The sequence below is a fragment of the Sphingobium sp. AS12 genome (assembly GCF_019097845.1).
Classification (GTDB): Bacteria; Pseudomonadota; Alphaproteobacteria; order Sphingomonadales; family Sphingomonadaceae; genus Sphingobium.
In genome coordinates this window covers 13,501-36,801 of record NZ_JAHRGM010000016.1, presented here as the reverse complement: position 1 = coordinate 36,801, position 23,301 = coordinate 13,501, and the positions used below count along the sequence as shown (strand labels likewise).

The 23,301-nt window shown below is 63.2% G+C and carries 23 protein-coding genes; 12 read left to right on the top strand and 11 right to left on the bottom strand.

Annotation, left to right across the window (positions count from 1 at the left end):
• Positions 1-205 precede the first annotated feature (205 nt).
• From KRZ98_RS05935 to KRZ98_RS05910, 6 genes are all read left to right on the top strand, one after another.
• On the top strand, positions 206-535 hold the full coding sequence (locus tag KRZ98_RS05935; RefSeq protein ID WP_217672747.1) for a helix-turn-helix transcriptional regulator: 330 nt from the start codon (positions 206-208) through the stop codon (positions 533-535).
• 56 nt (positions 536-591) lie between these two features.
• Entirely contained in the window at positions 592-921 is a 330-nt protein-coding gene (locus KRZ98_RS05930) for a hypothetical protein (protein ID WP_217672746.1), read from the top strand.
• Complete coding sequence (locus tag KRZ98_RS05925; protein ID WP_217672745.1) at positions 918-1,151, top strand: hypothetical protein; 234 nt, start codon at positions 918-920, stop codon at positions 1,149-1,151. Before KRZ98_RS05930 ends, KRZ98_RS05925 begins: the two co-directional genes overlap by 4 nt.
• Positions 1,152-1,457: 306 nt before the next feature.
• A complete protein-coding gene (locus KRZ98_RS05920) occupies positions 1,458-2,387 on the top strand; it encodes a DUF808 domain-containing protein (RefSeq protein WP_217672744.1) in 930 nt (309 codons plus the stop codon).
• A 195-nt stretch (positions 2,388-2,582) separates the two neighbouring features.
• Entirely contained in the window at positions 2,583-3,893 is a 1,311-nt protein-coding gene (locus tag KRZ98_RS05915; protein ID WP_217672848.1) for an MATE family efflux transporter, read from the top strand.
• A 79-nt stretch (positions 3,894-3,972) separates the two neighbouring features.
• Positions 3,973-4,293: a hypothetical protein gene (locus KRZ98_RS05910; protein ID WP_217672847.1), complete on the top strand. Its 321-nt coding sequence runs from the start codon at positions 3,973-3,975 to the stop codon at positions 4,291-4,293.
• A 110-nt stretch (positions 4,294-4,403) separates the two neighbouring features.
• Here the strand turns inward: KRZ98_RS05910 and KRZ98_RS05905 are convergent, their stop codons facing one another.
• The 4 genes from KRZ98_RS05905 to KRZ98_RS05890 all read right to left on the bottom strand — a co-directional run bounded on the left by KRZ98_RS05905 (position 4,404) and on the right by KRZ98_RS05890 (position 7,747).
• Positions 4,404-5,174 carry an ABC transporter permease gene (locus tag KRZ98_RS05905; protein ID WP_217672743.1) on the bottom strand — a complete coding sequence of 257 codons (771 nt, stop codon included), beginning with the start codon at positions 5,172-5,174 and terminating at the stop codon, positions 4,404-4,406.
• Positions 5,171-6,103 (bottom strand): ABC transporter ATP-binding protein, encoded by a 933-nt coding sequence (locus tag KRZ98_RS05900; protein ID WP_217672742.1) that lies wholly within the window; start codon positions 6,101-6,103, stop codon positions 5,171-5,173. The genes KRZ98_RS05905 and KRZ98_RS05900 overlap by 4 nt, the downstream gene beginning before the upstream one ends.
• Before the next feature lie 73 nt (positions 6,104-6,176).
• Positions 6,177-6,806 (bottom strand): class I SAM-dependent methyltransferase, encoded by a 630-nt coding sequence (locus KRZ98_RS05895; protein WP_217672741.1) that lies wholly within the window; start codon positions 6,804-6,806, stop codon positions 6,177-6,179.
• 38 nt (positions 6,807-6,844) lie between these two features.
• Positions 6,845-7,747, bottom strand: a complete 903-nt coding sequence (locus KRZ98_RS05890; protein ID WP_217672846.1) for a LysR family transcriptional regulator — start codon at positions 7,745-7,747, stop codon at positions 6,845-6,847.
• Positions 7,748-7,855: 108 nt separating this feature from the next.
• Between KRZ98_RS05890 and KRZ98_RS05885 the strand changes: the two genes are divergently transcribed.
• On the top strand, positions 7,856-9,352 hold the full coding sequence (locus tag KRZ98_RS05885) for a CoA-acylating methylmalonate-semialdehyde dehydrogenase (protein ID WP_217672740.1): 1,497 nt from the start codon (positions 7,856-7,858) through the stop codon (positions 9,350-9,352).
• A gap of 74 nt (positions 9,353-9,426) precedes the next feature.
• Here KRZ98_RS05885 and KRZ98_RS05880 read toward each other — a convergent pair whose 3' ends face one another.
• Positions 9,427-9,738, bottom strand: coding sequence for a GIY-YIG nuclease family protein (locus tag KRZ98_RS05880; protein WP_217672739.1), 312 nt, complete (start codon positions 9,736-9,738; stop codon positions 9,427-9,429).
• Between the two features lie 70 nt (positions 9,739-9,808).
• On the opposite strand from KRZ98_RS05880, the gene KRZ98_RS05875 reads away from it, so the two are divergent.
• The 3 genes from KRZ98_RS05875 to mmsB all read left to right on the top strand — a co-directional run bounded on the left by KRZ98_RS05875 (position 9,809) and on the right by mmsB (position 13,214).
• Positions 9,809-10,951: an acyl-CoA dehydrogenase family protein gene (locus KRZ98_RS05875; protein ID WP_217672845.1), complete on the top strand. Its 1,143-nt coding sequence runs from the start codon at positions 9,809-9,811 to the stop codon at positions 10,949-10,951.
• 175 nt (positions 10,952-11,126) lie between these two features.
• Positions 11,127-12,185 (top strand): enoyl-CoA hydratase/isomerase family protein, encoded by a 1,059-nt coding sequence (locus KRZ98_RS05870; protein ID WP_217672738.1) that lies wholly within the window; start codon positions 11,127-11,129, stop codon positions 12,183-12,185.
• A 21-nt stretch (positions 12,186-12,206) separates the two neighbouring features.
• A complete protein-coding gene (gene mmsB, locus KRZ98_RS05865; protein ID WP_254798139.1) occupies positions 12,207-13,214 on the top strand; it encodes a 3-hydroxyisobutyrate dehydrogenase in 1,008 nt (335 codons plus the stop codon).
• A 100-nt stretch (positions 13,215-13,314) separates the two neighbouring features.
• On the opposite strand, the gene KRZ98_RS05860 is transcribed toward mmsB, so the two are convergent.
• The 5 genes from KRZ98_RS05860 to folE form a co-directional block, all read right to left on the bottom strand.
• Complete coding sequence (locus tag KRZ98_RS05860; RefSeq protein ID WP_217672737.1) at positions 13,315-14,538, bottom strand: dipeptidase; 1,224 nt, start codon at positions 14,536-14,538, stop codon at positions 13,315-13,317.
• Positions 14,538-16,913 carry a TonB-dependent receptor gene (locus tag KRZ98_RS05855; RefSeq protein WP_217672736.1) on the bottom strand — a complete coding sequence of 792 codons (2,376 nt, stop codon included), beginning with the start codon at positions 16,911-16,913 and terminating at the stop codon, positions 14,538-14,540. Before KRZ98_RS05855 ends, KRZ98_RS05860 begins: the two co-directional genes overlap by 1 nt.
• A 214-nt stretch (positions 16,914-17,127) precedes the next feature.
• Entirely contained in the window at positions 17,128-17,904 is a 777-nt protein-coding gene (locus tag KRZ98_RS05850; protein WP_217672735.1) for an enoyl-CoA hydratase-related protein, read from the bottom strand.
• An 85-nt stretch (positions 17,905-17,989) separates the two neighbouring features.
• Complete coding sequence (locus tag KRZ98_RS05845) at positions 17,990-18,826, bottom strand: SDR family oxidoreductase (protein WP_217672734.1); 837 nt, start codon at positions 18,824-18,826, stop codon at positions 17,990-17,992.
• Positions 18,823-19,428 (bottom strand): GTP cyclohydrolase I FolE, encoded by a 606-nt coding sequence (gene folE / locus KRZ98_RS05840; RefSeq protein ID WP_217672733.1) that lies wholly within the window; start codon positions 19,426-19,428, stop codon positions 18,823-18,825. The genes KRZ98_RS05845 and folE overlap by 4 nt, the downstream gene beginning before the upstream one ends.
• 158 nt (positions 19,429-19,586) lie before the next feature.
• Here folE and KRZ98_RS05835 point away from each other — a divergent pair, with 158 nt between their 5' ends.
• A complete protein-coding gene (locus KRZ98_RS05835; RefSeq protein ID WP_217672732.1) occupies positions 19,587-20,189 on the top strand; it encodes a nucleotidyltransferase family protein in 603 nt (200 codons plus the stop codon).
• Here the strand turns inward: KRZ98_RS05835 and KRZ98_RS05830 are convergent.
• The gene (locus tag KRZ98_RS05830; protein WP_217672731.1) at positions 20,186-21,847 is read right to left on the bottom strand and encodes an MFS transporter; all 1,662 of its coding nucleotides are present in this window, start codon (positions 21,845-21,847) and stop codon (positions 20,186-20,188) included. The two genes, KRZ98_RS05835 and KRZ98_RS05830, sit on opposite strands and share 4 nt — an antisense overlap.
• A gap of 180 nt (positions 21,848-22,027) precedes the next feature.
• Between KRZ98_RS05830 and KRZ98_RS05825 the strand changes: the two genes are divergently transcribed.
• A complete protein-coding gene (locus tag KRZ98_RS05825; RefSeq protein WP_217672730.1) occupies positions 22,028-23,236 on the top strand; it encodes an acetyl-CoA C-acetyltransferase in 1,209 nt (402 codons plus the stop codon).
• Positions 23,237-23,301: the final 65 nt, after the last annotated feature.

Here is a 23,301-nt window from a genome sequence, read left to right as displayed (position 1 = left end):
TCTTAAAATGGTTAACATGGGGCGGAACGAAGGGGGTAGCCACTATATGTTGAGTCGTTGCCGACTCGCCGGACTCAATATCGGCCAGTGTGACGCAAAAGACTCAGCCCATCGCCCGCCAGACTTTTTTTGGTTAACGGGAAAAGGACGGGCAAAAGCGGCCGCTGGCTTGACCATATCATAACCATATGGTTATTTCACGGCGATGACCAGCAGCACCAATGCCCCCGCCACGATCGACGCTCAGTTCAAGGCGCTGTCCGACGGCACCCGCCGCGCCCTGCTCGAATATCTGGTGCGCGAAGGCGAACAGAGCGTCCATGCCCTGACCGCCATTTCCGGCGTATCGCAACCCATGGTGTCGCGCCACATGGCCAAGCTCAAGCGCGCCGCGCTCGTGACCGCCCGCCGCACCGGCCGCGAAACATGGTATAGCGCGCGGGCCAAGGGGCTGGCCCCGGTGGTGCAGTGGATGGCGATCTATGGCGCGCTCTGGTCGCAACGCTTCACCGCGCTGGAGGGGATCGGTGAATAGATACGGTGGCGTGATGATAACGCGGAACGCGGGCCGGTGAGGCGCGTTTGCCCGTGATGGAACACCGCCCCCTAATCGAACGCCTCGCCCGACACCTCGCCGCCACCCCCGACGACTGGCCCGCCCGCGTCGAGGATGCCGCCAGCATCCTGGCGATCCTGAAGCAACCCGACAGCGCGATGCTGGCCGCAGGGGACCCAGGCGTGTGGGAAGCGATGATCGACGCCGCGCTGCGCGAACGCTGGACGGTGACGCCTCCTGCCGCCGACGATCAGCCGCCCGCCGGAGCCGACGAGGAGGGCGAAATCCGCCTGTCCCCCGACGCCGTCGGCAACAACCGCGCCGACTGGGTCCATCTGCAAGCGCCACAGGAGACATCGCCATGAAGGGGTTGATCAAACTCGCCATCGTCACCGGCCTCGGCGCGTTCGCGGTCAAGGGATGGCGCGACTGGATGGGCACCGCCCAGCCCCTTGACGATCGCGGGCCGGTCGGCTCGTCCGGCATCGTCCGCGACGCCGGACCTCAGGAGGGGGTGGCGGCAAAGGATTGGGACATGGTCGACGAACAATCCGACGAATCCTTCCCCGCCAGCGACCCGCCGGGCAATTATTGAGCGGGGGCTAAATCCTCCCTTTGATGGCAGGGCTATGCATATGAAACTGCCCCGTCGATCATCGTCACCCTGAACTTGTTTCAGGGTCCATTTCTCGTCACGAACAGCGGCTTTTGGGGCATGATCGATGCTGAAACAAGTTCAGCATGACGTTGGAGATATAACAGAACGTCGTGTGCGATAGCTTTGCCCTGTAAGGAACGATTTCAGAATACACACCCTTCCTTGCCCCAGCCCCGCACGCCCCCTATTGAGGCGGCAAGACGGGCGGCCGATGGCCCACCTTAAACTGGGGAATCTCATTCTATGCCTTCGGGTTTGATCGCGCTGCTCGATGATGTGGCGGGCATTGTTAAACTGACCGCGACTTCGCTGGACGATGTTGCCGCCGCCGCTGGCAAGGCGGGAACGAAGGCGGCGGGCGTGGTGATCGACGATGCCGCCGTCACCCCGCGCTATGTCATGGGCCTGACCCCCGACCGCGAACTGCCGATCATCTGGAAAATCGCCAAGGGATCGCTGCGCAACAAGCTGCTGTTCCTGCTACCCGCCGCGTTGCTGATCAGCGCGCTCGCGCCCTGGCTGCTGCCCCCGCTCCTCATGCTCGGCGGCGCATTCCTGTGTTACGAGGCGGCGGAAAAACTGCTCGAAGCGATCCAGGGCGGCCATGATGTCGCGCAAGAGGCGCTGAAAACCCACAGCTCGGCCGATCTGGAAAATCAGAAAGTATCGAGCGCGATCCGCACCGACTTCATCCTGTCGGGCGAGATCATGGCGATTTCGCTCGGCACCGTCGCGGCCGAACCGATCTGGGAACAGGCGATCATCCTGGTGGCCGTCGCCTTCCTGATCACCGCAGGCGTCTATGGCGTCGTCGGCTTCATCGTGAAGATGGACGATATCGGCCTGCATCTGGCCAAAGGCACCTCCACCGCTACCCGCGTCGTCGGGCGCGGCATGGTGAAGGCGATGCCCGTCATCATGAGCGTTTTGGCGGTCGTCGGCACAGCGGCGATGCTGTGGGTCGGCGGCGGCTTGATCGTCCATGGCCTGCACGAATTCCACTGGGACGCGATCCCCGGCACGATCCACCACGCCGCACAGGCCGCCGCCAGCGCCCTGCCCGCCATCGGCCCGCTCATTGACTGGACCGTCAACGCCATCGGCGGCGCAATCGTCGGGCTGGTCGTGGGCGGCATCATCGTCGCCGCCCTGCATCTGTTCAAAAAGCATTGAGCCATATGCCCCGGCAAGCTTTCTAAAAATCCGTTCGGGCTGAGCCTGTCGAAGCCTTGTCCTTCTTCTGAGGAAGGACGCCCCTTCGACAGGCTCAGGGTGAACGGCTAGAGTTTCGAGACTAGCAACGTGACCCACCCCGGCCCCTCCCCCTGGCGCATCGAAGCCACCGCCCTCGTCGCCCTGGCGCTGCCGATGATCGCGGGCAATATCGCCTGGTCGGCGATCGCCGCGACCGACCTGCTGCTGCTTGGCCGACTGGGGGCGGAATCGGTCGCGGCGGGTGCGCTGGGCATCAACCTGTTCCATGCGCTGCTCCTGTTCGGCATGGGGCTGGTCACCGCCGCCTCACCCCTGATCGCCGGCGAGCGGGGCCGCCGCCGCCATTCTGTGCGAGACGTCCGCCGCACCGTTCACCAGACGCTGCGCGCCGCCACGCTGTTCGTCATCCCCGCCTGGGCGATCCTGTGGCAGAGCGAGGCCATCCTGCTGGCGATGGGCCAGGACGTGGATCTCGCCCATGGCGCGGGCCGGTTGATGCGCGGCCTGCAATGGGCTTTGCTCCCCTTCCTCGGCTTCACGACGCTGCGCACCTTCATCGCCGCGCTGGAACGCCCGGTATGGGGCTTGCTCATCATGCTCGCGGCTATCCCGTTCAATGTCCTGGCGGGCTGGGCGCTCATCTTCGGCCATCTGGGCTTCCCCCCGCTCGGCCTGTTCGGCGCGGGGCTGGCCAGCACCGTCTCCTCCTGCTTCCTCTTCTTCGGGCTGCTCACCGTCATCCTGATCGACCGCCGTTTCCGCCGTTACGCGCTGGTAGGCCGTTTCTGGACGCGCGATCGCGAACGCCACCGGCAGGTCTGGGCGCTGGGCCTGCCCATCGCCATCACGCTGGGCTTTGAAACCACCGTGTTCAATGCCTCGGCCCTGTTGATGGGCCTCATCGACCGCGATTCGCTCGCCGCCCATGCTGTGGCGATCCAGATCGCCGCCTTGGTGTTCATGGTCCCCATGGGCATCGGCCAGGCCGCCACCATCCGCGTGGGCCTGGCCTATGGCCGCCACGATCGGGCTGGCGTCGGGCGCGCAGGCTGGCTGGCCCTCATCATCGGCACAGGCTTTGCCTGCTGCGCCGCCCTTGCACTCATTCTCGTACCGCGCACGCTAGTTTCCGCATTCCTCGATCTCAACAATCCGGCCAACGCGCGCACTGTCCAGCTCGCTGTCAGCTTCCTCGCCGTCGCGGCCTTATTCCAGCTGGTCGATGCCGCGCAGGCTGTCGGCGCAGGCGTCTTGCGCGGGGTGCAGGACACCAGGGTGCCGATGATCTTCGCGATGATCGGCTATTGGGTCGTGGGCATTGGCGTCGGCACCATCCTCGCCTTTCCGCTGCGGATGGCAGGGCTGGGCATCTGGCTGGGCCTGGCCGCAGGTCTGGGATCGGTGGCCGTGCTGCTGGTCACCCGCTGGTCCTTGCGCGAACGACTGGGGCTGGTCCGCGGGTGAAAGGATTGCGCCGCCCGGAAATGGTGCAGCGCACAAAGCAATTGATCGAATCGCCCAAATCGGTCAGATGTTGATCATTATGCAAGCCCCGACCGAGATTTTTGAAGCGATCGCGCTCCAGAAGTGCCTGATGGTGACCTATAACAAGATGGTCGTCACCCTGGCCCCGCACATCCTCTACACGCGCCATGATGAGTTGTTCATCGACGCCGTGACCGTGGACCGCGACGGCAAGCCGCCGCGCGAACTGAAGCTCGGCACCTTCAAGCTGGTGGGCCTGTCCGACCTCAATGTATTGGACCAGCCGTTCGAGGCGATGCACGGCCTCTACGACCAGAATGACGACAAATATCGGAACGTCACCCTGTTCGCCGTCGCACCGGAGAGCGCCGCCGCCTGATAGGCGGAAGCCTACTCAAAACCTCCGTTCGTTTCGAGCGAAGTCGAGAAACCTGCGCGCAACGTTTCTCGACTTCGCTCGAAACGAACGGACGGGGTCGTTGCAACGCCTCACTTCTTCAGCCGATAGCCCGTCCTGAACATCCAGCCGATAATCCCCAGGCACACGGTCAGCATCCCCGCAACGAAGATCAGGCTGAACTCGATGGCCACATCTCCCTTGCCGAAGAAGGTCCAGCGGAAGCCGGAAATCAGATAGACGATCGGGTTGAACAGGGTGATCGTGCGCCACGGTTCCCCCAGCATCTGCACCGAATAGAAGGCGCCGCCCAGAAACGTCATCGGCATGATCAGCAGCATCGGGATCACCTGCAACTGCTCGAAACTTTGCGCCCAAATGCCCAAGATGAAACCGAAAAGGCAGAAACTGATGGCGATCAGGATCATGAATCCCGCCATCGCGAATGGATGCGCCACCGGCACATCGACGAACAGGTGCGCGGTCAGGAATATGATCGTGCCGATGATCAGCGACTTGGTCGCCGCCGCGCCGACATAAGCGATGATCGTCTCGGTCGCGGAGACGGGCGCGGACAGCAATTCATAGATGGTGCCGGTGAATTTGGGCATGTAAATGCCGAAACTGGCGTTGAAAATGCTTTCGGTGAACATCGCCATCATGATCAGGCCCGGCACGATGAAGGCGGCGTAAGGAATGCCGTCCACCTCCGTCATCCGCGACCCGATCGCCCCGCCGAAAACCACGAAATACAGCGTCGTCGTGATCACCGGCACCATCAGCCCGGTCAGCAAGGTGCGGCGGAAACGATGCAGCTCGAACCTGTAGATGGACGCGATCGCGCGCAGGTTGACCACACTCATGCCGCCTTCTCCTGATGGACCAGGCTCACGAAAATATCCTCCAGGCTGCTCTGCGCCGTGTTCAGATCCTTGTAGCCGATGCCAAGGTCACCCAGCCGCCGCAGCAGCGACGACACGCCCGTCCGCTCCGCCTGGGTATCGAATATATATTCAATCTCCTGGCCATCGCCCTTCAGCGTCACGTCCCATTCCGCCAGTTCCGCCGGCACCGCAGCGAGACGCTCGGCCAGCACCACGGTTAGCGTTTTCTTGCCCAGCTTTTTCATCAACGCAGTCTTGTCCTCGACCAGCATCAGCTCGCCCCGGTTGATCACCCCCACCCGGTCGGCCATTTCCTCGGCCTCCTCGATATAATGGGTGGTCAGGATGATGGTGACGCCGGTTTGCCGCAACTCGCCGATCAGCTTCCACATGTCGCGGCGCAACTCCACGTCGACGCCCGCCGTCGGCTCGTCCAGAAACAGCACGCGCGGTTCATGGCTCAGCGCCTTGGCGATCATCACTCGGCGCTTCATCCCGCCCGACAGTTCCAATATCTTGGCGTTACGCTTGTCCCATAGCGACAGGTCGCGCAGCACTTTCTCGATATGCTCGGGATTGCGCGGCTTGCCGAACAGTCCCCGGCTGAACGTCACCGTATCGATCACCCGCTCAAACTGGTCGGTCGACAATTCCTGCGGCACCAGCCCGATGGCGTCGCGCGCACCGCGATAATCGCGCACGATGTCATGCCCGGCCACCTTCACGCTGCCGCCGGTCGCCCGCGCAATGCCGCAGATGATGGAGATCATCGTCGTCTTGCCTGCGCCGTTCGGCCCCAGCAGTGCAAAAATCTCGCCTTCCTCGATGGTCAGGTCGACGCCCTTGAGCGCCTCGAACCCCGACGCATAGCGTTTGGTCAGGCCTTCGATTTCGATAATGGATGCCATGGATGGCTCTGCCCCTTTTGCGTTGCGGCAAAGATAGGAGGCAGATTGCCAAACGCAACCTATTGCCCGCGCCCTATTCGCCCCGCCGCGTGAAGCGGAACACCGTAGCAGGCGGGAAATTGCGCACCGTCTGTCCAACCCGAACGACATCCAGGTCCAGTGCGTCGATCACCTCGCGGCTAACTGGCGGGCGCATCGAATAAGTGAATTGCACGAAACTCCCGCCCGGCGCCAACATGCGGAAGGATTCAGATAATATGTCCAGATGGACATGCCGGTCCATCGCCAGCAGCGGCAGCCCGCTGACCACCGTCTGATAGCTGCCCGGTTCGCCCGCCGCCGCCGTCGACACGATCTGCGCCGGGGTTTCCAGTACCGACACATGCGGGAAATGCCGCCGCAGCCCGCGCGCGAAAGCGGGGTTGATCTCCACCACCTCTAGCTTTTCGGGCGGCAGGCCAGTGCCCAATATCGCGCGGGTAAACACGCCGGTGCCCCCGCCCAGTTCCAGCACGCGGCCATCGGTCGGGTCGATCTGCGCCACCATCAGCCGCGCAAGATAGCGGCTGCTCGGCACGACCGATGCGGTCTGGCGCGGCTTTTGCACCCAGGCCGCCAGAAAATCGAGATATTCGGTGGCACGGGCGCGAAATTCCCCGCGTGGCAAAGCGATTGCCCGGCTCCGCTTGGGCTTATGCTGCATAGGCGAAATGCGACCGCTCTCTATCCATCCCGACTCCCTTAACGAGCCGGAGGCGTGCCGTCGATTGGCTTTAGCGTTTCTATTCTCTCTTGCAGCCATTGCGCCACCGCCGCGATCCGCGCCAGCTTGCGCAAGTCGCCATGCATGACCAGCCAGAAGCTGCGGATGATCTCCACCTGATCGGGCATCAACGGCACCAGCCCTGGATCACGCCGCCCGATAAAGTCCGGCAACACGCCTATTCCTGCCCCTTCCGCGATCATCCGCTGCTGCATGATGATGCTGGTCGACCGCAACGTCGCCTCCAGCCCCGCCTCCACCTCGTCCAGATAATCCAGTTCGGGCGAGAAGATGAATTCGGGAACATAGCCGATCAACGTATGATCCTTGAGCTGCGCCGCCCGCTCCGGGCGCCCCGCCCGCGCCAGATACTCCGGCGACGCATAAAGATGCAGCCGATAATCCCCCAGCCGCCGCACCATCAACCGCCCGCGCTGCGGCCGCGCCAGCATCACCGCCATGTCGGCTTCTCGCTTGGACGGGTTGAGGAAGCCCGACGCCGTGATCAGGTCCAGCCTTATGCCCGGATGCCGCCGGTTGAAATCGCCCATGCCCGGCGCCAGCACCCAGGTGCCAAACCCCTCCGCCACTGACAGCCGCACCTGCCCGGCCAGCCGATGTTCGTGCCCCTGCGCATCCTCGATCGCCGCCAGCGCAGCGCTTTCCGCAGCCTCGGCATGGCCCAGCAATTCCTGCCCCCGCGCCGTCAGCGTCCGCTCCCCCGCACCCAGCTCGAACAATTCGGCGTCCAGCGCCTTTTCCAGCCGCGCCAGCCGCCGGGCAATGGTGGTCGCATCGATCCCCAGCGCCCGCGCCGCCGGGGCCACCTTGCGCGCCCGCGCCACCGCCAGAAATACCCTCAGATCGTCCCAGTCGAACATCGCCGCCACCGCCTGCAAATTTGCAGCCTGCCTATGCAAGACTTCGCCATTGCTTGCAATAACGCAAGCAGCCTAGAAGGCGGCAATCAACCGAGAGGATGCCTCCCCATGCGTGAGATTTCGCACAAGCTCGCCTTCGTCCACGACGCAGCGCCCACGCGCTACAGCGACGTGTTCGATCCCAATAATGGCGGGGTGCAGGCCCGCGTCGCGCTGGGCGACGCTGCCCTGCTCGACCTCGCCGTCACGGCCGCCAAGAAGGCGCAGCCCGGCTGGGCCGCCACCAACCCGCAGCGCCGCGCCCGCGTCATGTTCAATTTCAAATCGCTGGTCGAAGCCAATATGAACGAGTTGGCGCATCTGCTCAGCTCCGAACATGGCAAGGTGATCGCAGACTCCAAGGGCGACATTCAGCGCGGTCTGGAAGTCATCGAATTTTGCTGCGGCATCCCCCATGTCTTGAAGGGCGAATTCACCCAAGGCGCGGGGCCAGGCATCGACGTCTATAGCTTCCGCCAGCCGATCGGCATCGGCGCGGGCATCACGCCCTTCAACTTCCCCGGCATGATCCCGCTCTGGATGTCGGGCGTCGCCATCGCCACCGGCAACGCCTTCATCCTGAAGCCCTCCGAACGCGATCCCTCGGTCCCCGTCCGTCTGGCCGAACTCTTCCTGGAAGCCGGCCTTCCCGAAGGCATTTTGCAGGTCGTTCAGGGTGACAAGGAAATGGTCGACGCCATTCTCGACCACCCGGATATCAAGGGCGTCAGCTTCGTCGGCTCCTCCGACATCGCCCATTATGTTTATAATCGCGGTGTCGCCGCCGGAAAGCGCGTCCAGGCAATGGGCGGCGCGAAGAACCATGGCATCGTCATGCCCGACGCCGATCTCGACCAGGTCGTCAACGACCTCTCCGGCGCGGCCTTCGGCTCGGCTGGCGAACGCTGCATGGCGCTCCCCGTCGTCGTCCCCGTCGGCGAAAAGACCGCCATTGCGCTGCGCGAAAAGCTGATCCCGGCGATTGAGGCGCTGCGCGTCGGCGTCTCCACCGACGCCGAAGCCCATTATGGCCCGGTCGTCACCGCCGCGCACAAGCAGAAGATCGAAAACTGGATCCAGACCGGCGTCGATGAAGGCGCGGAACTGGTCATCGACGGTCGCGGCTTCAAGCTTCAGGGTCATGAAGACGGCTTCTTCGTCGGCCCCACTTTGTTCGATCATGTCACCACCGACATGAGCGCGTACAAGGAAGAGATTTTCGGCCCCGTGCTGCAAATGGTTCGCGCCGAGACTTTCGAGGAAGCGGTCTCGCTGCCCAGCAAGCACCAGTACGGCAATGGCGTCGCCCTCTTCACCCGCAACGGCCACGCCGCCCGCGAATTCGCCGCCCGCGTCGATGTCGGCATGGTCGGTATCAACGTGCCGATCCCGGTCCCCGTCGCCTATCACACCTTTGGCGGCTGGAAGCGCTCGGCCTTTGGCGACACGAACCAGCACGGCATGGAAGGCGTGAAATTCTGGACGAAGGTCAAGACCGTCACCCAACGCTGGCCCGACGGCGGCGCCTCCGCCGACAGCGCCTTCGTCATCCCGACGATGGGGTGATGGAATGGGGAACGGATCACACGATCCGCTCCCCACCTGCCGTCATGCCGGACTTGATCCGGCATCCATTCACCCTAGCTTCGTTCCAGCGGCGGAAAACCGAGCGTGATAGCCCGATCCTCCCAGAAGGGATTGTCTTTCTCGATCAGCGCAACTTTCCAGTCGCGCCGCCACTTCTTGAGCTTCTTCTCAAATGCAATGGCTGTAGGAAAGTCCGGCTGATGCTCGAACCAGACCAGGCGATGAACCCTATGACGGCTAGTGAAACCTTCGACTACGCCGGTGCGATGTTGGTGGACCCGCTCGACCAAATGACCCGTTACGCCGATATACAATGTGCCATGACGACCACTGGCAAGAATATAGACGCATGGCTGGTTCGACATGATCGCATAGGAAGCGCCAAATGGATGCCGGATCAAGTCCGGCATGACGCCAGTTGGGGATGAGGAAGATATGACCCAGTTCGACCTGACCGACGACCAGCGCGAAATCCAGGATCTGGCCCGCCGCTTCACCGCCGACGCGATCACGCCTCATGCGGCGGAGTGGGACGAAAAGCATATCTTCCCCCGCGATACGATCCGCGCGGCGGCGGAACTGGGCTTTGGCGGCATCTATGTCTCTGAAAGCTCCGGCGGCATCGGCCTTGGTCGCCTCGAGTCCGCGCTGATCATGGAAGCCATGGCCTATGGCTGCCCCTCGACCAGCGCCTTCATCTCGATCCACAATATGGCAGCCTGGATGATCGACACGTTCGGCGGGCAAGCGGTCAAGGACGCCTATCTCCCCGACCTCATCCCCATGACTCGCATCGCCAGCTATTGCCTGACCGAGGCGGGCGCAGGCTCCGACGCCGCCAGCCTCAAGACCAAGGCGGTGCGCGACGGCGACCATTATGTCGTCACCGGCTCCAAGCAATTCATCTCCGGTGGCGGCGAGAATGAAGTCTATGTCGCCATGGTCCGCACCGGGCAGGACGGGCCGAAGGGCATTAGCTGCCTCGTCATCGACAAGGATATGCCCGGCGTCAGCTTCGGCGCGCAGGAACGCAAGCTCGGCTGGCACAGCCAGCCCACGGCGCAGGTCAATTTCGATGGCGTCCGCGTCCCCGTCGCCAACCTTGTGGGCAGCGAAGGACAGGGCTTCGCCATCGCCATGGCCGGCCTCGACGGTGGCCGCCTCAATATCGGCGCCTGTTCGCTGGGCGGCGCACAACGCTGCATCGACGAAGCGGTCCAATATACCAAGGATCGCAAGCAGTTCGGCCAATCCATTGCCGACTTCCAGAACACCCAATTCACCCTGGCCGACATGCAGACCGAGCTGGAGGCCGCCCGCACCCTGCTCTACGCCGCCGCCGTCAAGGTAAGCGATAACGCCCCGGACAAGACCCGCTTTGCCGCCATGGCCAAGCGCTTCGCCACCGACACCGGATCGTCCGTCGTGGACCGCGCCCTGCAACTTCATGGCGGCTATGGCTATCTGATGGACTATCCCATCGAACGCTTCTGGCGCGACCTGCGCGTCCATTCCATCCTGGAAGGCACCAACCAGGTCATGCGCATGATCATCGCGCGGGATATGTTGCGGGATTAACCCCCCTCTCCTCGTTGGGGGAGAGGGTTGCGAAGGCTTGGCGGCGTGCTGCCTAGCCGTAGCTGGGAGAGGGGGACAGGGCCAGCGCGGCGCACCCCCTCTCAAACTTCGCCTAGGCGCGTGCCGCGCCAAGGCTTCGTATCCTCTCCCCGCCGGGGAGAGGCAGGAGAGAGACATGACCGACCAAGTCCTGACCTTCATTGAAAACAGCATCGGCCGCATCCGCCTGAACCGGCCCAAGGCGATCCACGCGCTGACGCCCGACATGTGCGACGCGATCAACAGCGCATTGCTGGCATGGCGGACGAACGATGGCGTAACCGCCGTCATGATCGACCACACCGAAGGCCGCGGCTTCTGCGCAGGCGGGGACATCGCCCTCATCGCCAACAGCGCCAAGACGGACTGCGTCGAGGCGGAGCGCTTCTTCCATCTCGAATATCGGATGAACCATCTGCTGTTCGTCTATGACAAGCCGATCGTCGCCTTCATCGACGGCATCGTCATGGGCGGGGGCGTGGGCATTTCCCTCCCCGCCCTCTACCGCGTCGCGACCGAGCGGACGACCTTTGCCATGCCCGAAACCGGCATCGGCCTTTTTCCCGATGTCGGCGGCGGCTGGTATCTCCCCCGCCTGCCCGGCCGGGTCGGCGCATGGCTCGCCGCCACCGGCGCGCGGATCGACGGGGCGGATTGCGCCGCCATCGGCATCGCCACCCACTATATGCCGTCCGATACGCTGGAGGACGTCAAGGCGCGCATCCTGGCCGACCCCGCCAGCCTTGGCGCGATCCTCGACGCAGCCACGCAAACCCCGCCGCCCTCAAAGCTGGAGGCCGCCCGCCCCGACATCGACCGCCTCTTCGCCTCGAACAAGGCGGAGGAGATTGTCGCCGCGCTCGACGCCGACGGTGGCGAATGGGCCGCGAAGCAACGCGGCACCCTCGCCACCAAATCGCCCCAGACGATCAAGGTCGCGCTGCGCCAGTTGATCGAGGGCGCGGCCCAGCCCGATTTCGCGTCCAACATGGCGATGGAATATGGCCTGGCCTGCGCCATCATCCGCCGCCCCGATTTTGTCGAGGGCGTGCGCGCCCTGATCTTCGACAAGGATAACAAGCCGCAATGGAACCCGGCGACGCTGGAGCAAGTGAGCGACGCGATGATCGACGCCATCTTCACGCCCCTGCCCGCCGACCAGCAATGGACCCCGCTGCCCGCCGTTGCCACCTAATCTGTCCTACATGGCAGGTGCCTGTTATGCTTCCGACGCACGCCGCCTGCCAGATGCCGCCCGCTTTCCGATAGGATCAGGGCCGCGCAAGAATATGTTCGATTTGCCGGGAAATATGCGAAGTTAAGCAGGAGAAATGCCATCATGACCCAGACGATCGCCTTCATCGGCCTTGGCAATATGGGCGGCGGCATGGCCGCCAATCTACTCAAGAACGGCTATGCCGTCCGCGCCTTCGACCTGTCGGAGGACGCTCTGGCCAAGGCGGAATCCCATGGCGCGATCCGCGCCAGCAGCGCCGCTGACGCGGCCACCGGGGCCGACGCCGTCGTCACCATGCTGCCCGCGGGCAAGCATGTCGAAAGCGTCTATGCTGGCGAAGTCTATGGCGCGGCCAATCCCGGTGCCTTGTTTCTCGACTGCTCCACCATCGACGTCGCCACTGCCCGACGCGTGATCGAAGCCGCCACGGATCGCGGCTTCGACATGGTCGATGCCCCCGTCTCCGGCGGCATCGCCGCGGCCAATGGCGGCACGCTGACCTTCATGGTCGGCGGCACCGATGCCGCGTTCGAGAAGGCAAAACCCATCCTGTCCGCCATGGGCAAGGCGGTGATCCATGCCGGCGGCGCGGGCAATGGTCAGGCCGCCAAAATCTGCAACAATATGCTGCTGGGCGCGACCATGGTCGCCACCTGCGAAACCTTCGCCATGGCCAGGAAGCTGGACCTCGATCCCCAGACCTTCTACGACATCTCCAGCGTCTCGTCCGGCCAGAGCTGGTCGATGACCAGCTACTGCCCCGTCCCCGGCGTCGGCCCGCAAAGCCCTTCCGACAATGGCTATCAGGGCGGCTTCGCCGTCGGCCTGATGCTCAAGGATTTGAAGCTGGCCACCGAAGCCGCCGCCCTTGTCGGCGCGTCGGTGCCAATGGGCAATGCGGCAGAAGCGCTCTACCAGTTGCTCGCCAACCAGGGCGAAGCAGGCCGCGATTTCTCGCTGATGATCGAGATGCTGGAGGGGAAATAACCCACACCCCCAACCCCGCTCGTTTCGAGCGAAGTCGAGAAACACTGGCACCGCGCTAGGCGCTTCTCGACTTCGCTCGAGGCGAACGGGGCTTGGAAAACTACTTCCCCTTGCCCGCCTCCGCCGCCGCCAGCACGCGCAGCACATTGCCCGACCAGATTTTCGCGACATCCGCCTCGCTATAGCCAGCCTTCAACAACGCATCGGTGATCTTGGGCAGGTCCAGCACATCCTCCATGCCGACCACGCCGCCACCACCATCCCAGTCCGCGCCGATCCCGACATGGTCCGGCCCCACAACCTTCAGCGCGTGGAGCATATGCGCCATGAAATCGTCAAAGGTCGCCCGGTCGGTGTCAGGATAGAGCCGGTCGATCTCCTGCCGCTTCGCCAGCAATTGCGCTCGCGTCTCGGCTGACATCTTCGCCCCCTCGCGCATCGACGCAAACAAAGCGCCCATCGCCTTCTGGCGCTCCAGGTTGGGCTTCGACGCCTTAAGATAGGTGCCAAAAGCGTTCATCTGAATGACTCCACCCTTGGCCGCCAGCGCCTTCAGATGGGCGTCGTCAATATTGCGCGGATGGTCATAGACAGCCTTGCACCCCGAATGGGTCAGCAGCACCGGGGTGGTGGACAGCGCCAGCAGATCGTCCAGCACCTGGTCACTGCTATGCGACGCATCGGGCACCACGCCCAGCCGGTTCATCTCGCTCAGCAGTTGCTTGCCCAGTGGGCTAAGCCCGCCAAAACGCGGCTTCTTCGACGGGTCGGTCGAACTGTCGGCAAACTGGTTATGCGCAAAATGGGCCAAGCCCACCACCCGCACGCCCATGTCATAGAAAGTCTGGAGCAGCGACACATCCTCGCCCAGCGGATAGGCATTTTCGATCGACATATAGACGACCCGCTTGCCCGCCGCCGCGATCGGTGCCGCGTCCTTCGCTTCCAGTGCCAGCGCGAAATTGGCCGGGTCCGCCGCCACCATCTCGCGGATCGACACCCCGCGCAGGAACGCAAAATCGCGCGCTTTGCGAAAGCCGTCGACAGTCAGCGGCCCTTGGCTCGTATAGATCGCCCAGAAACCGCCATCCAGCCCGCCCTTCTTCATCCGGGGCAGGTCCACCTGGGTATAATCCAGATGGACCCCATGCTCCTCGTCGATCGACCAGCCCGGCAGATCGAGCGAGGCAGGCGTGTCCAGATGACTGTCGAGCGTCAGCAATTTCTGATGCAGTTGCACCACCTTCTTGGGCACCGCCTGCGCCGAAACCGGGCCGGAGAGCAGCGCGACCAGCGCTGCCCCCAACATCAACCCCATCCGCATCAGATTTCGCCCGAAATGGTCAGCTGGAAGGTACGTGGGCTGAGCGGCCGGAAGAAGCCGTCACCCGTCACGACCGGCGAAATGTAGGACAGCGTATCCTTGTCGAACAGATTGTCGACATTGGCACGGACCTTGATCCCCTTGACCGGACCAAAGCTGATGCCGTCACCAATATCCACATAGGCGCTGAACACAGTGAAGGCCGGGACGCTGGAACCGGGCGTGTTGGTGAAGGTCGACCAGCGCTTGGACGTATATTTGCCCGAAATATTGGCGACCAGCCAACTGGCCGGTTCCACCGTCACGCCGCCGCTGACGATCCATTTCGCGCTGTCGGGAATATATTTGTCCGCGATCAGAATGGGCGTCGCCGCCGGGACGTCATCCTTGAACTTGGCGTTGTTATAGGTGACGTTCAGGTTGCTATAGGCCAGCCCGTTCAGGAAGGACGGCTTGTAGGTGCCGGCAAATTCCACGCCATAGGACCGCACCCGACCGACATTCTGGAAGAAGGTTTCGGTCGACAAGCCGCCACCCGGCACCAGGCTGGTGATCGACTGGATGCGATTGTCGAACTTGGTGTAGAATGCCGCCAGCGACGCATAAAGCTGCCCCTGATTGGTGCGGATGCCCAATTCCATATTCTTCGACCGTTCGGGCGCAGGCTGCGGCACCAGCGCGCCGCCGGGGCGGATGACCGAATAGATATCGTCCATCCCCTTGGGCAGCGCCATATTTTCGGCATAGGAGGCAAAGACCTGCGTCCGCTCGTCAAATTTGTAGAGCAGGCCTGCCATCGGCAGGAACATGTCCTTGTAATTGGCCGTATTATATTGCGGGCCATAACCCGGCACGCCCTGGCCACCGACCGACCGATAATAGTCGGCGAAATCGCGATAGCCGCGATGGGAGTAATCAAGCAGCAGGCCTTTGAAGCCAAGGTCCAGAACCAGACGGTCGTCGGCCAGCTTCAGCGTGTCTTTCAGAAAAACCTGCAACGTGTCGCGCTTGGACCGATAGTCGCGGCGCAGATAGACCGTCTCTGCCAGATTGGGCGCGCTGTCGGGTGCCCCGTCGACCGTGTTGAAGCGCTTCTGGGTCCGGTGATATTTGTCGACCTCGGCCCAAACCCCCGCTTCGACCATGTTGTTGCCCATTTCCCAGTGCAGTTTGCTGGTAATGCCATAACGGTCGCCACCGACGCCGGAAAATCCATATTGGACGCCCTTTGGTGCCACAACGGCAAGCCCCGCCTGTGCCTGCGGCGTGTAGATGCCGAGCGAATTGCCATAGCCGTCTGGCGACACGCCATAGCCATCCTTATCCTCCCAATAGAGGGTGGATTCGGCCCATACGCCCTCGGCAATCCCGGCATGGAAGGTCGCGCCATACAGCTTGTCCTTCCGCACGTTGATCGCCAGATTATAGACTGCGGTATAGGCGCCGCTGGAATAATAGACGTTCGGCGCGCTCGCCAGCGGGGCAAAGCCCGGTATGGTATTGGGCACATTTTCGATCAGGGCGAAATCCCGGCCGCACTGGCCCAGCGCGTTCCTCGATACACAATTATATTGAGCACGGCTGATCGTCGGCGAGTCATAATCGAAAAAGTCGTTCGACACGAATTTGAACCGCGCCCAGCTGTCGCCGCCCAGGTCGGCGTGGATCTGCCCTTCCCAATGTTCGCGATCGACCGTGCCGGGGCCGCGCCACAATTCCGTGTCCAGCTTGGTCCGGCTGACATAGGCGCGGAAGGGCCCGACCTGCCCGGTGCTCGCGCGGATGAAGGTGCGGCGCAGATCCTGGTCGCCAAAGCTTTGCGACACGAACAGCCCCATCTCGTCCTGCGGCGCGATGCTGTTATACTGGATTACCGGCCCCAGCGTCGAATAGCTCGGCAGGCTGACGTCACCCGCGCCGATCGCCGCTTCCACAACGCCCAGATTTTCATTGTCGACATAACGGAATACAGGGCTGCCGCCAAAGGCGTCGCTGCGCCCTGTCGGGATGCCATCAACCACGAAGCCGATCTGGTCGAGGTTGAAGGCGCGGGTCTGCACGCTATTGCCAAATTCGTAGAGGCCCAGAGCGCCATCGGTCTGCACGTTGAAGCCGGGCAATTGCTCCAGCATTTTCAGGCCCGAAACGCCTGCAGGCGCGGACAACAACGCTTCCCGCGTCACCGCCACGACATTGCTGACCTTATCCTCGCCAATCGCTTCGGACGATTGCGAAATGCGGCGGCCCGTGACTGTGATGTTCGTTTCGTCATCAGCGGCCGGCTGTTGCGCATAGGCGGTCGGCACCAGCGTACCGACTGCGCAAGCGAGCAGCAATGCACGGGTGGAGAGGCGGGCGGAGAATAGAACGGACATGGCGAGGCTCCCTGCATATTATGAGCCGTTCAGGGCAGCGCGCGGCGCTACGCCTCTCCATATCTGTTGTTCAGTTTCCTTATGAAACGAAGGTGCCAGAAAAGCCCGCCATGGACAGGTAAGAATTTCTCAGCCTGTAACGGGAAAATAGATGGGAAACTGTGTGTTCCCGCATAGACGGGAACACGATGTGCATGAGGCTATTTGCCGTCGCTCAGCGCCCTTTCCAGACGCCCGGCCGCTTCTCGACAAAGGCAGTCATGCCTTCCTTCTTGTCCTCGGTGGCGGTCAGTATCTGGAACATGCGCCGTTCGGTCAGCAGCCCTTGGGCCAGGCCAGTCTCGAACGCGATGTTGACCATTTCCTTGTTGATCATCGCGGCCATGGGCGGCATCGCGGCAGTTGCAGCAGCCGTTTTGAGCGCATCGTCCAGCAGATCGGCGGCCGGTACGATCCGGCTGACCAGCCCGGAGCGCTCGGCTTCCTCCGCACCCATCATCCGCCCGGTCAGGCACATATCCATCGCCTTGGCCTTGCCCACGGCGCGGGTCAGGCGCTGCGATCCGCCCATGCCCGGCGCGACGCCCAGCTTGATTTCCGGCTGACCGAATTTCGCCGTATCCGCCGCGATGATGAAGTCCGCCATCATCGCCAGTTCGCACCCACCGCCCAGCGCGAAACCGGCCACCGCCGCGATCCAAGGCTTCCGTGTCGCGACCACATGGGTCTGCCACCCGGAAAAGAAATCCTGCAAGAAGAAATCGGCCCCGTCCTTGTCGACCATCTCCTTGATGTCGGCGCCCGCCGCAAACGCCTTTTCGCTGCCGGTCAGGACAGCGCAATGCTGGGTCGGGTCGGCGTCATAGGCGGCAAAGGCCGCGCTCAGGTCGTTCAGCACCTGGCCATTCAGCGCGTTCAGTGCCTGCGGCCGGTTGAGCGTGATCAGCGTCACCGCGTCGCGCTGTTCCACCAAAATCGTTTCATAGGTCATCGCCATCTCCCTTATGCCTTTGGGTCTGCTCTATGGCCGACGCGCGCCATCCGCCAGTCCCCGCTGCCCCGCATTTGCGCCGCACCTATCGGCACAGATGCATGAAGTCCCGGTCGTAGCTGCGCATATGCGCGCCGCCGTCGACATAGAGTGTCTGCCCGGTCACCGCGCTGGCATTGACCAGATATAGCACTGCCTCCGCAATCTGCTCGGCCTGCGGCAGGCGCGCGAGCGGCATCATCTGTTCGAGCCGCGCCATCTGGTCCGGGTCATAATCGGGCGTTGCGATCGTCAGCCCCGGCGCGACCGCATTGACCCGCACCTGCGGCGCCAGGCTGCTCGCGCTAGTCCGCGTCAGCCCCGACAACGCCAGCTTGGACAATGTATAGGCCAGTTGGTCGCCATGGGGATGGTCGATTCGCTGGTCCAATATGTTGATGATGCACCGGTCGCCCACGCCCGCTGGCACGGTCGCAAAAGCCTTGGTCAGCATGGTGGGCGCAGCGCAATTGACCGCATAATGGCGCATCAGATCATCCGCGGTCACGCTGTCCAGCCGGTCCTGCCCGAACATCGCGGCGCTGTTGACGAGAATGTCGGGCGGACGGCCAAAGCGCGCCGCGACCTGCGCGATCAGTTCCTCAGCATTTTCCGGGTCGGCGAAATCGACCACGAACCCTTCCCACTGCGTCCCCTGCTCCTCCAGCGTCAGCGCCAGATGCGAATCGAGCCGCGTGTCATGACTGCCATGGATCGCCAGCGAATGGCCCGCCTTGGCCAGCGCCCCGGCAATAATCCCGCCCAGCCGCCTGTGACCGCCCGTCACCAGCGCCAGTCGCTTGCCCGCGATCGGCAAGGCACCAGTCTCCGCCGCCACACGCGCGCTGCCCAATGGGCGATAGGGGACGTCCTCCTCGCTCATGAAGCGATAAGTTTCAGCACTTCCTCGCGCGACTTTTCATCGTCGCGGAATACGCCCAGCATACGGCTGGTTTTCATGATCACATTGGGGGTGCGCACCCCGCGCCCGGTCATGCAGCCATGCGTCGCCTCGATCACCACGGCTACGCCCTGGGGCTTGAGATGCTCCCAGATGCAGTTTGCGACTTCCGACGTCAGCCGTTCCTGCACTTGCAGGCGATTGGCAAAGGCGTGCAGCACCCGCGCCAGCTTGGAAATGCCCACAACATAATCACCCGGCAAATACGCGATATGCGCCTTCCCCACGATCGGCGCCATATGATGTTCGCAATGCGACTGGAACGGTATGTCCTTCAGCAGCACGACATCGTCATAGCCGCCCACTTCATGGAAGATGCGCGAGAGGTGGTAGGCAGGATCGTCGCCATATCCGCGGCAATATTCGCGCCAGGCCCGCGCCACCCGTTCGGGCGTTTCGACCAGCCCTTCGCGCTCTGGCACATCGCCCGACCAGCGGATCAGCGTGCGGATCGCTTCCGAAACGTCCGCCGGAACCGGCTCCTTGCCTTCGCCAACCATCTCCGCATCGGGGTCATATGCCATGAACAGGGCCACTCCTTATCGTATCGGCCCCGCATATGGCGATTAGCCCCGCCGATGACCAGACCCTTTCACGGCGGTGGACACAACATCGCACTGGTGGCAAATCGGACAAAAATCAGGGTCGCCAATGTACAATATGTCTTTCATCCTCTCTCCAAATGCGTACTGAACGCATCGCCGCCGTCCTGCTGGCGGCCGGCACCTCGTCGCGCTTTGGCGAGGAGGACAAGCTGATGGCCGAGCTTCGCGGCAAACCGCTGGCTGCCCATACGCTCGAAACCGTAGCATCGATGGCGTTTGCCGAACTGATCGCCGTCGTTCGACCGATAGAGGTCGCCCCGGTCCTCCATCGCAAGCTCGACCGGCGCGGCTACACCATCATCGTCAACGACCGCCCTGAAGAGGGGATTTCGGGCAGCATCGTGCGCGCTGTCGAACATGTCATGCCGGTGAACCGGATACGCGGCATTCTCATCTGCCTGGCTGATATGCCAGACGTGCCGCAGACCCATTATAACCGCATCTGCCTGGCTGCCGAAGATATACGCTCGGTCGTCGCCAGCACCGACGGCTTCTCCTCATCCCCCCCCGCCTTCATCGGCCGCAAGCATTTCCCCGAACTGCTGGCCTTAAAAGGCGATCAGGGTGCGCGCGCGCTGCTCAGCCATGGAATTCAGATCGAGACCACCGGCAAAGTCCTGCATGACATCGATACGCCGGAGGACCTGCCCGGCTGGCGGCCAGCCACGTCCGATGATTAACTCGACCGCGTCGGATCGGTCATCGCATCGCCCATTTCGCGCGGATCTGGCGCGCGACTGATTGGCAGCGATCCGGTTTGCCGCTCCAGCATCCGGTGAACCACCGGCGGGACTGGCCCGGTATGCAGCGCCCAGATCGCATCGCTATTGGCAATATCGGCCACGGTGCGCCTTTGGTTGTGCCGCACATAATCCAGCCATGTCGATACATGATAGCGCTCCAGCCAGAGTTCAGGATCGCCAAGGTCGCGCATCAACGACCAGCCATGCGCGCCGTCACGCCGCCTGATCCGCCGCCGCTCACTCATCGCTGCCAGAAATGGCACGATCGACCCGGCCGGGATGCGATATTCGATCGTCACCACCACCGGTCCGCTGCGCGGCTCTACCATCACCGCCGTGTCCGGTTCACGCCAGCTATTTTGCAGGTCCAGATTATCATCGCCAATCTGCGGCAACGGACGAACCAAGCCGATCATCGCCGCGACAAACTGCGCTGCTGCCGACGCATAGAGCGCCTCGACCACGCCATGATGTTCCGCCAGCCAGCCGAACAGCCAGGCACCGATCGCCATGCCGCCGAACGCCGTCATCTGATAGAGCGACACCGCGCGCGCCACCACCCAGCGCGGCGCGGACATCTGCACCGACACGTTGAAGGTCGACAGCGCCGTGACCCAGCCGAACCCGGCCAGCAAATAGCCAACTAAGGCCAGAGCCAGCCAGCCGCTCGCCCCGGTAATCGCCGTCCCCAGCGCCAGTATCAACGCCGCATTGCGCACGATCGTCTCGATCGAAAAGCGCGCCCGCAGGTAGCGCGTGGACAACGCCCCAATCACAGCACCTGCGCCGAATGCGCCGCTGGTCACGCCGAATGTCAGCGCCCCGCCGCCCAATATGTCGCGCGCCACCAGCGGCATCAGCGCCGACACCGCGCTCGCGCCAATGCCGAACACGCTTGCGCGCAGCAGCACCAGCTGTATCTTGGGCGACATCGCGACATAGCGCACCCCCGCCCGCATCGCGACGCCCAACCGTTCGCGCGGCAACAGCTTAGGCGGCAGGTCCGGCTTCCAGCGGAACAGCACGGTCAGCAGCGCGATATAGCTCAGCGCATTGGTCAGGAACGCGGCCGCCGCGCCCGCCGTCGCGACGATGACCCCGCCCAGCGCCGGGCCGACGCTGCGCGCCAGGTTGAAGCCCATGCTGTTCATCGCCACCGCGCTCGGCAATATCGCGCGCGGCACCATGTCGCCGACGGACGCCTGCCACGCCGGACCGTTGATCGCCGTGGCGCAACCCAAGGCAAATGTGAACGCCAGCAGCAACCAAGGCGTGATCAGCCCCGCCCAGGTCGTGATCGCCAGCACCGCCGACACGATCAGCATCGCCAACTGGCAAACGATCATCACCTTGCGCCGGTCCAGATTGTCCGCGACCGCCCCCGCCCATAAAGACAGCAGCATGATCGGCAGCGTCGTCGCCGCCGGGACCAGCGCGATCAACAGCGGAGAGGCTGACAGCGACGTCATCATCCACGCCGCGCCGACCGACTGGATCAGTCCACCGAAATTTGACGCGAGACTGGCCGTCCAGATCGCGCGAAAGACGGGGATGGAGAGTGGCGACGGGGCTTTGGGGGAATCGACATCGGGCACGCCCCCATGAAGCGGAATATCGCCCAAGCGTCAAACCCGCGACTCGTCCGCCCTGCCCCTACGTCATGGCGGCAGTACGCACAAACCGCATTTCCCGCTTGCACTTTACGTAAACGTAAATACATTCATGCGCGTATCCGATGCCCCCGGCAAGGGTGACCCACGGAGAGGGAAAATCTTATGGAAGCCTATATTTACGACGCCGTCAGGACGCCGCGTGGCCGGGGCAAGGCCGACGGGTCGCTGCACGAAATCACCCCCATCCAACTGGCAACGCAAGTGCTGGAGGCGATCCGCGATCGCTCGGCAATCGACACCGCCGATGTTGATGACGTGATCTTGGGCTGTGTCACCCCGGTCGGCGAACAGGGTGCGGACATTGCCCGCACCGCCGTCCTCAATGCCGATTATGCGCAGACCACGCCGGGCGTGCAGGTCAATCGCTTCTGCGCCTCTGGCCTGGAAGCGGTCAACATCGCAGCGGCCAAGGTCATGTCGGGTGAGGCTTTGTTCGCCATTGGCGGCGGCGTCGAATCGATGAGCCGCGTGCCGATGGCGTCGGACGGCGGAGCGATCGCGATGGACCCCGCCGTCGCCTACAAGACCTATTTCGCGCCGCAGGGCATCGGCGCGGACGTCATCGCCACCAAATTCGGTATTAGCCGCGACGATGCAGACGCTTATGCCGTCGAAAGCCAGAAGCGCGCCAAGATGGCATGGGACGAAGGTCGCTTTGCAAAGTCCATCGTCCCGGTCCGCGACGTGATCGGTCAGGTCGTTCTAGACCATGACGAACATATGCGCCCCGAAGCGACGATGCAGTCATTGGGCGCGCTGAAGCCCAGCTTCACCGCTCTTGGCGAAGAGATGCCAGGCTTCGACACCGTCGCCCTGCTGCGCTACCCGGAACTGGAGCGCGTCAACCATATCCACCATGCCGGCAATAGCAGCGGCATCGTCGACGGAGCCGCCGCAGTGCTGGTCGGTGGCAAGGATATTGGCGACAAATATGGCCTGAAACCCCGCGCCCGCATCTGCGCCATGGCCTCGATCGGTTCCGAACCGCTCATCATGCTGACCGGCCCGGAATTTGTCGCGGGCAAGCTGCTCAAGCGTGCTGGCATGACCACCGCCGACATTGACCTTTGGGAACTTAACGAAGCCTTTGCCAGCGTCGTGCTGCGCTACATGCAGGCGATGAAGCTGGATCACAGCCAGATCAACGTCAATGGCGGCGCGATCGCGATGGGCCATCCCTTGGGCGCGACCGGCGCGATGGTGCTGGGCACCGCGCTCGACGAACTGGAACGATCGGGCAAGGGCACCGCGCTCATCAACCTGTGCGTGGGCGCAGGCATGGGCACCGGCATCATCATCGAACGTATTTGAAGGAATCATTCCCCCCTCCCGCAGGCGGGAGGGGGTCAAGGTGTGGGCCAGTCTGGACGCAAAGA

Coding starts and splice junctions, on each gene's coding strand:
- KRZ98_RS05935 (WP_217672747.1), top strand. CDS start 206: ATGACCAGCAGCACCAATGCCCCCGCCACGATCGACGCTCAGTTCAAG.
- KRZ98_RS05930 (WP_217672746.1), top strand. CDS start 592: ATGGAACACCGCCCCCTAATCGAACGCCTCGCCCGACACCTCGCCGCC.
- KRZ98_RS05925 (WP_217672745.1), top strand. CDS start 918: ATGAAGGGGTTGATCAAACTCGCCATCGTCACCGGCCTCGGCGCGTTC.
- KRZ98_RS05920 (WP_217672744.1), top strand. CDS start 1,458: ATGCCTTCGGGTTTGATCGCGCTGCTCGATGATGTGGCGGGCATTGTT.
- KRZ98_RS05915 (WP_217672848.1), top strand. CDS start 2,583: ATGATCGCGGGCAATATCGCCTGGTCGGCGATCGCCGCGACCGACCTG.
- KRZ98_RS05910 (WP_217672847.1), top strand. CDS start 3,973: ATGCAAGCCCCGACCGAGATTTTTGAAGCGATCGCGCTCCAGAAGTGC.
- KRZ98_RS05905 (WP_217672743.1), bottom strand. CDS start 5,174: ATGAGTGTGGTCAACCTGCGCGCGATCGCGTCCATCTACAGGTTCGAG.
- KRZ98_RS05900 (WP_217672742.1), bottom strand. CDS start 6,103: ATGGCATCCATTATCGAAATCGAAGGCCTGACCAAACGCTATGCGTCG.
- KRZ98_RS05895 (WP_217672741.1), bottom strand. CDS start 6,806: ATGCAGCATAAGCCCAAGCGGAGCCGGGCAATCGCTTTGCCACGCGGG.
- KRZ98_RS05890 (WP_217672846.1), bottom strand. CDS start 7,747: ATGTTCGACTGGGACGATCTGAGGGTATTTCTGGCGGTGGCGCGGGCG.
- KRZ98_RS05885 (WP_217672740.1), top strand. CDS start 7,856: ATGCGTGAGATTTCGCACAAGCTCGCCTTCGTCCACGACGCAGCGCCC.
- KRZ98_RS05880 (WP_217672739.1), bottom strand. CDS start 9,738: ATGTCGAACCAGCCATGCGTCTATATTCTTGCCAGTGGTCGTCATGGC.
- KRZ98_RS05875 (WP_217672845.1), top strand. CDS start 9,809: ATGACCCAGTTCGACCTGACCGACGACCAGCGCGAAATCCAGGATCTG.
- KRZ98_RS05870 (WP_217672738.1), top strand. CDS start 11,127: ATGACCGACCAAGTCCTGACCTTCATTGAAAACAGCATCGGCCGCATC.
- KRZ98_RS05860 (WP_217672737.1), bottom strand. CDS start 14,538: ATGCGGATGGGGTTGATGTTGGGGGCAGCGCTGGTCGCGCTGCTCTCC.
- KRZ98_RS05855 (WP_217672736.1), bottom strand. CDS start 16,913: ATGTCCGTTCTATTCTCCGCCCGCCTCTCCACCCGTGCATTGCTGCTC.
- KRZ98_RS05850 (WP_217672735.1), bottom strand. CDS start 17,904: ATGACCTATGAAACGATTTTGGTGGAACAGCGCGACGCGGTGACGCTG.
- KRZ98_RS05845 (WP_217672734.1), bottom strand. CDS start 18,826: ATGAGCGAGGAGGACGTCCCCTATCGCCCATTGGGCAGCGCGCGTGTG.
- folE (WP_217672733.1), bottom strand. CDS start 19,428: ATGGCATATGACCCCGATGCGGAGATGGTTGGCGAAGGCAAGGAGCCG.
- KRZ98_RS05835 (WP_217672732.1), top strand. CDS start 19,587: ATGCGTACTGAACGCATCGCCGCCGTCCTGCTGGCGGCCGGCACCTCG.
- KRZ98_RS05825 (WP_217672730.1), top strand. CDS start 22,028: ATGGAAGCCTATATTTACGACGCCGTCAGGACGCCGCGTGGCCGGGGC.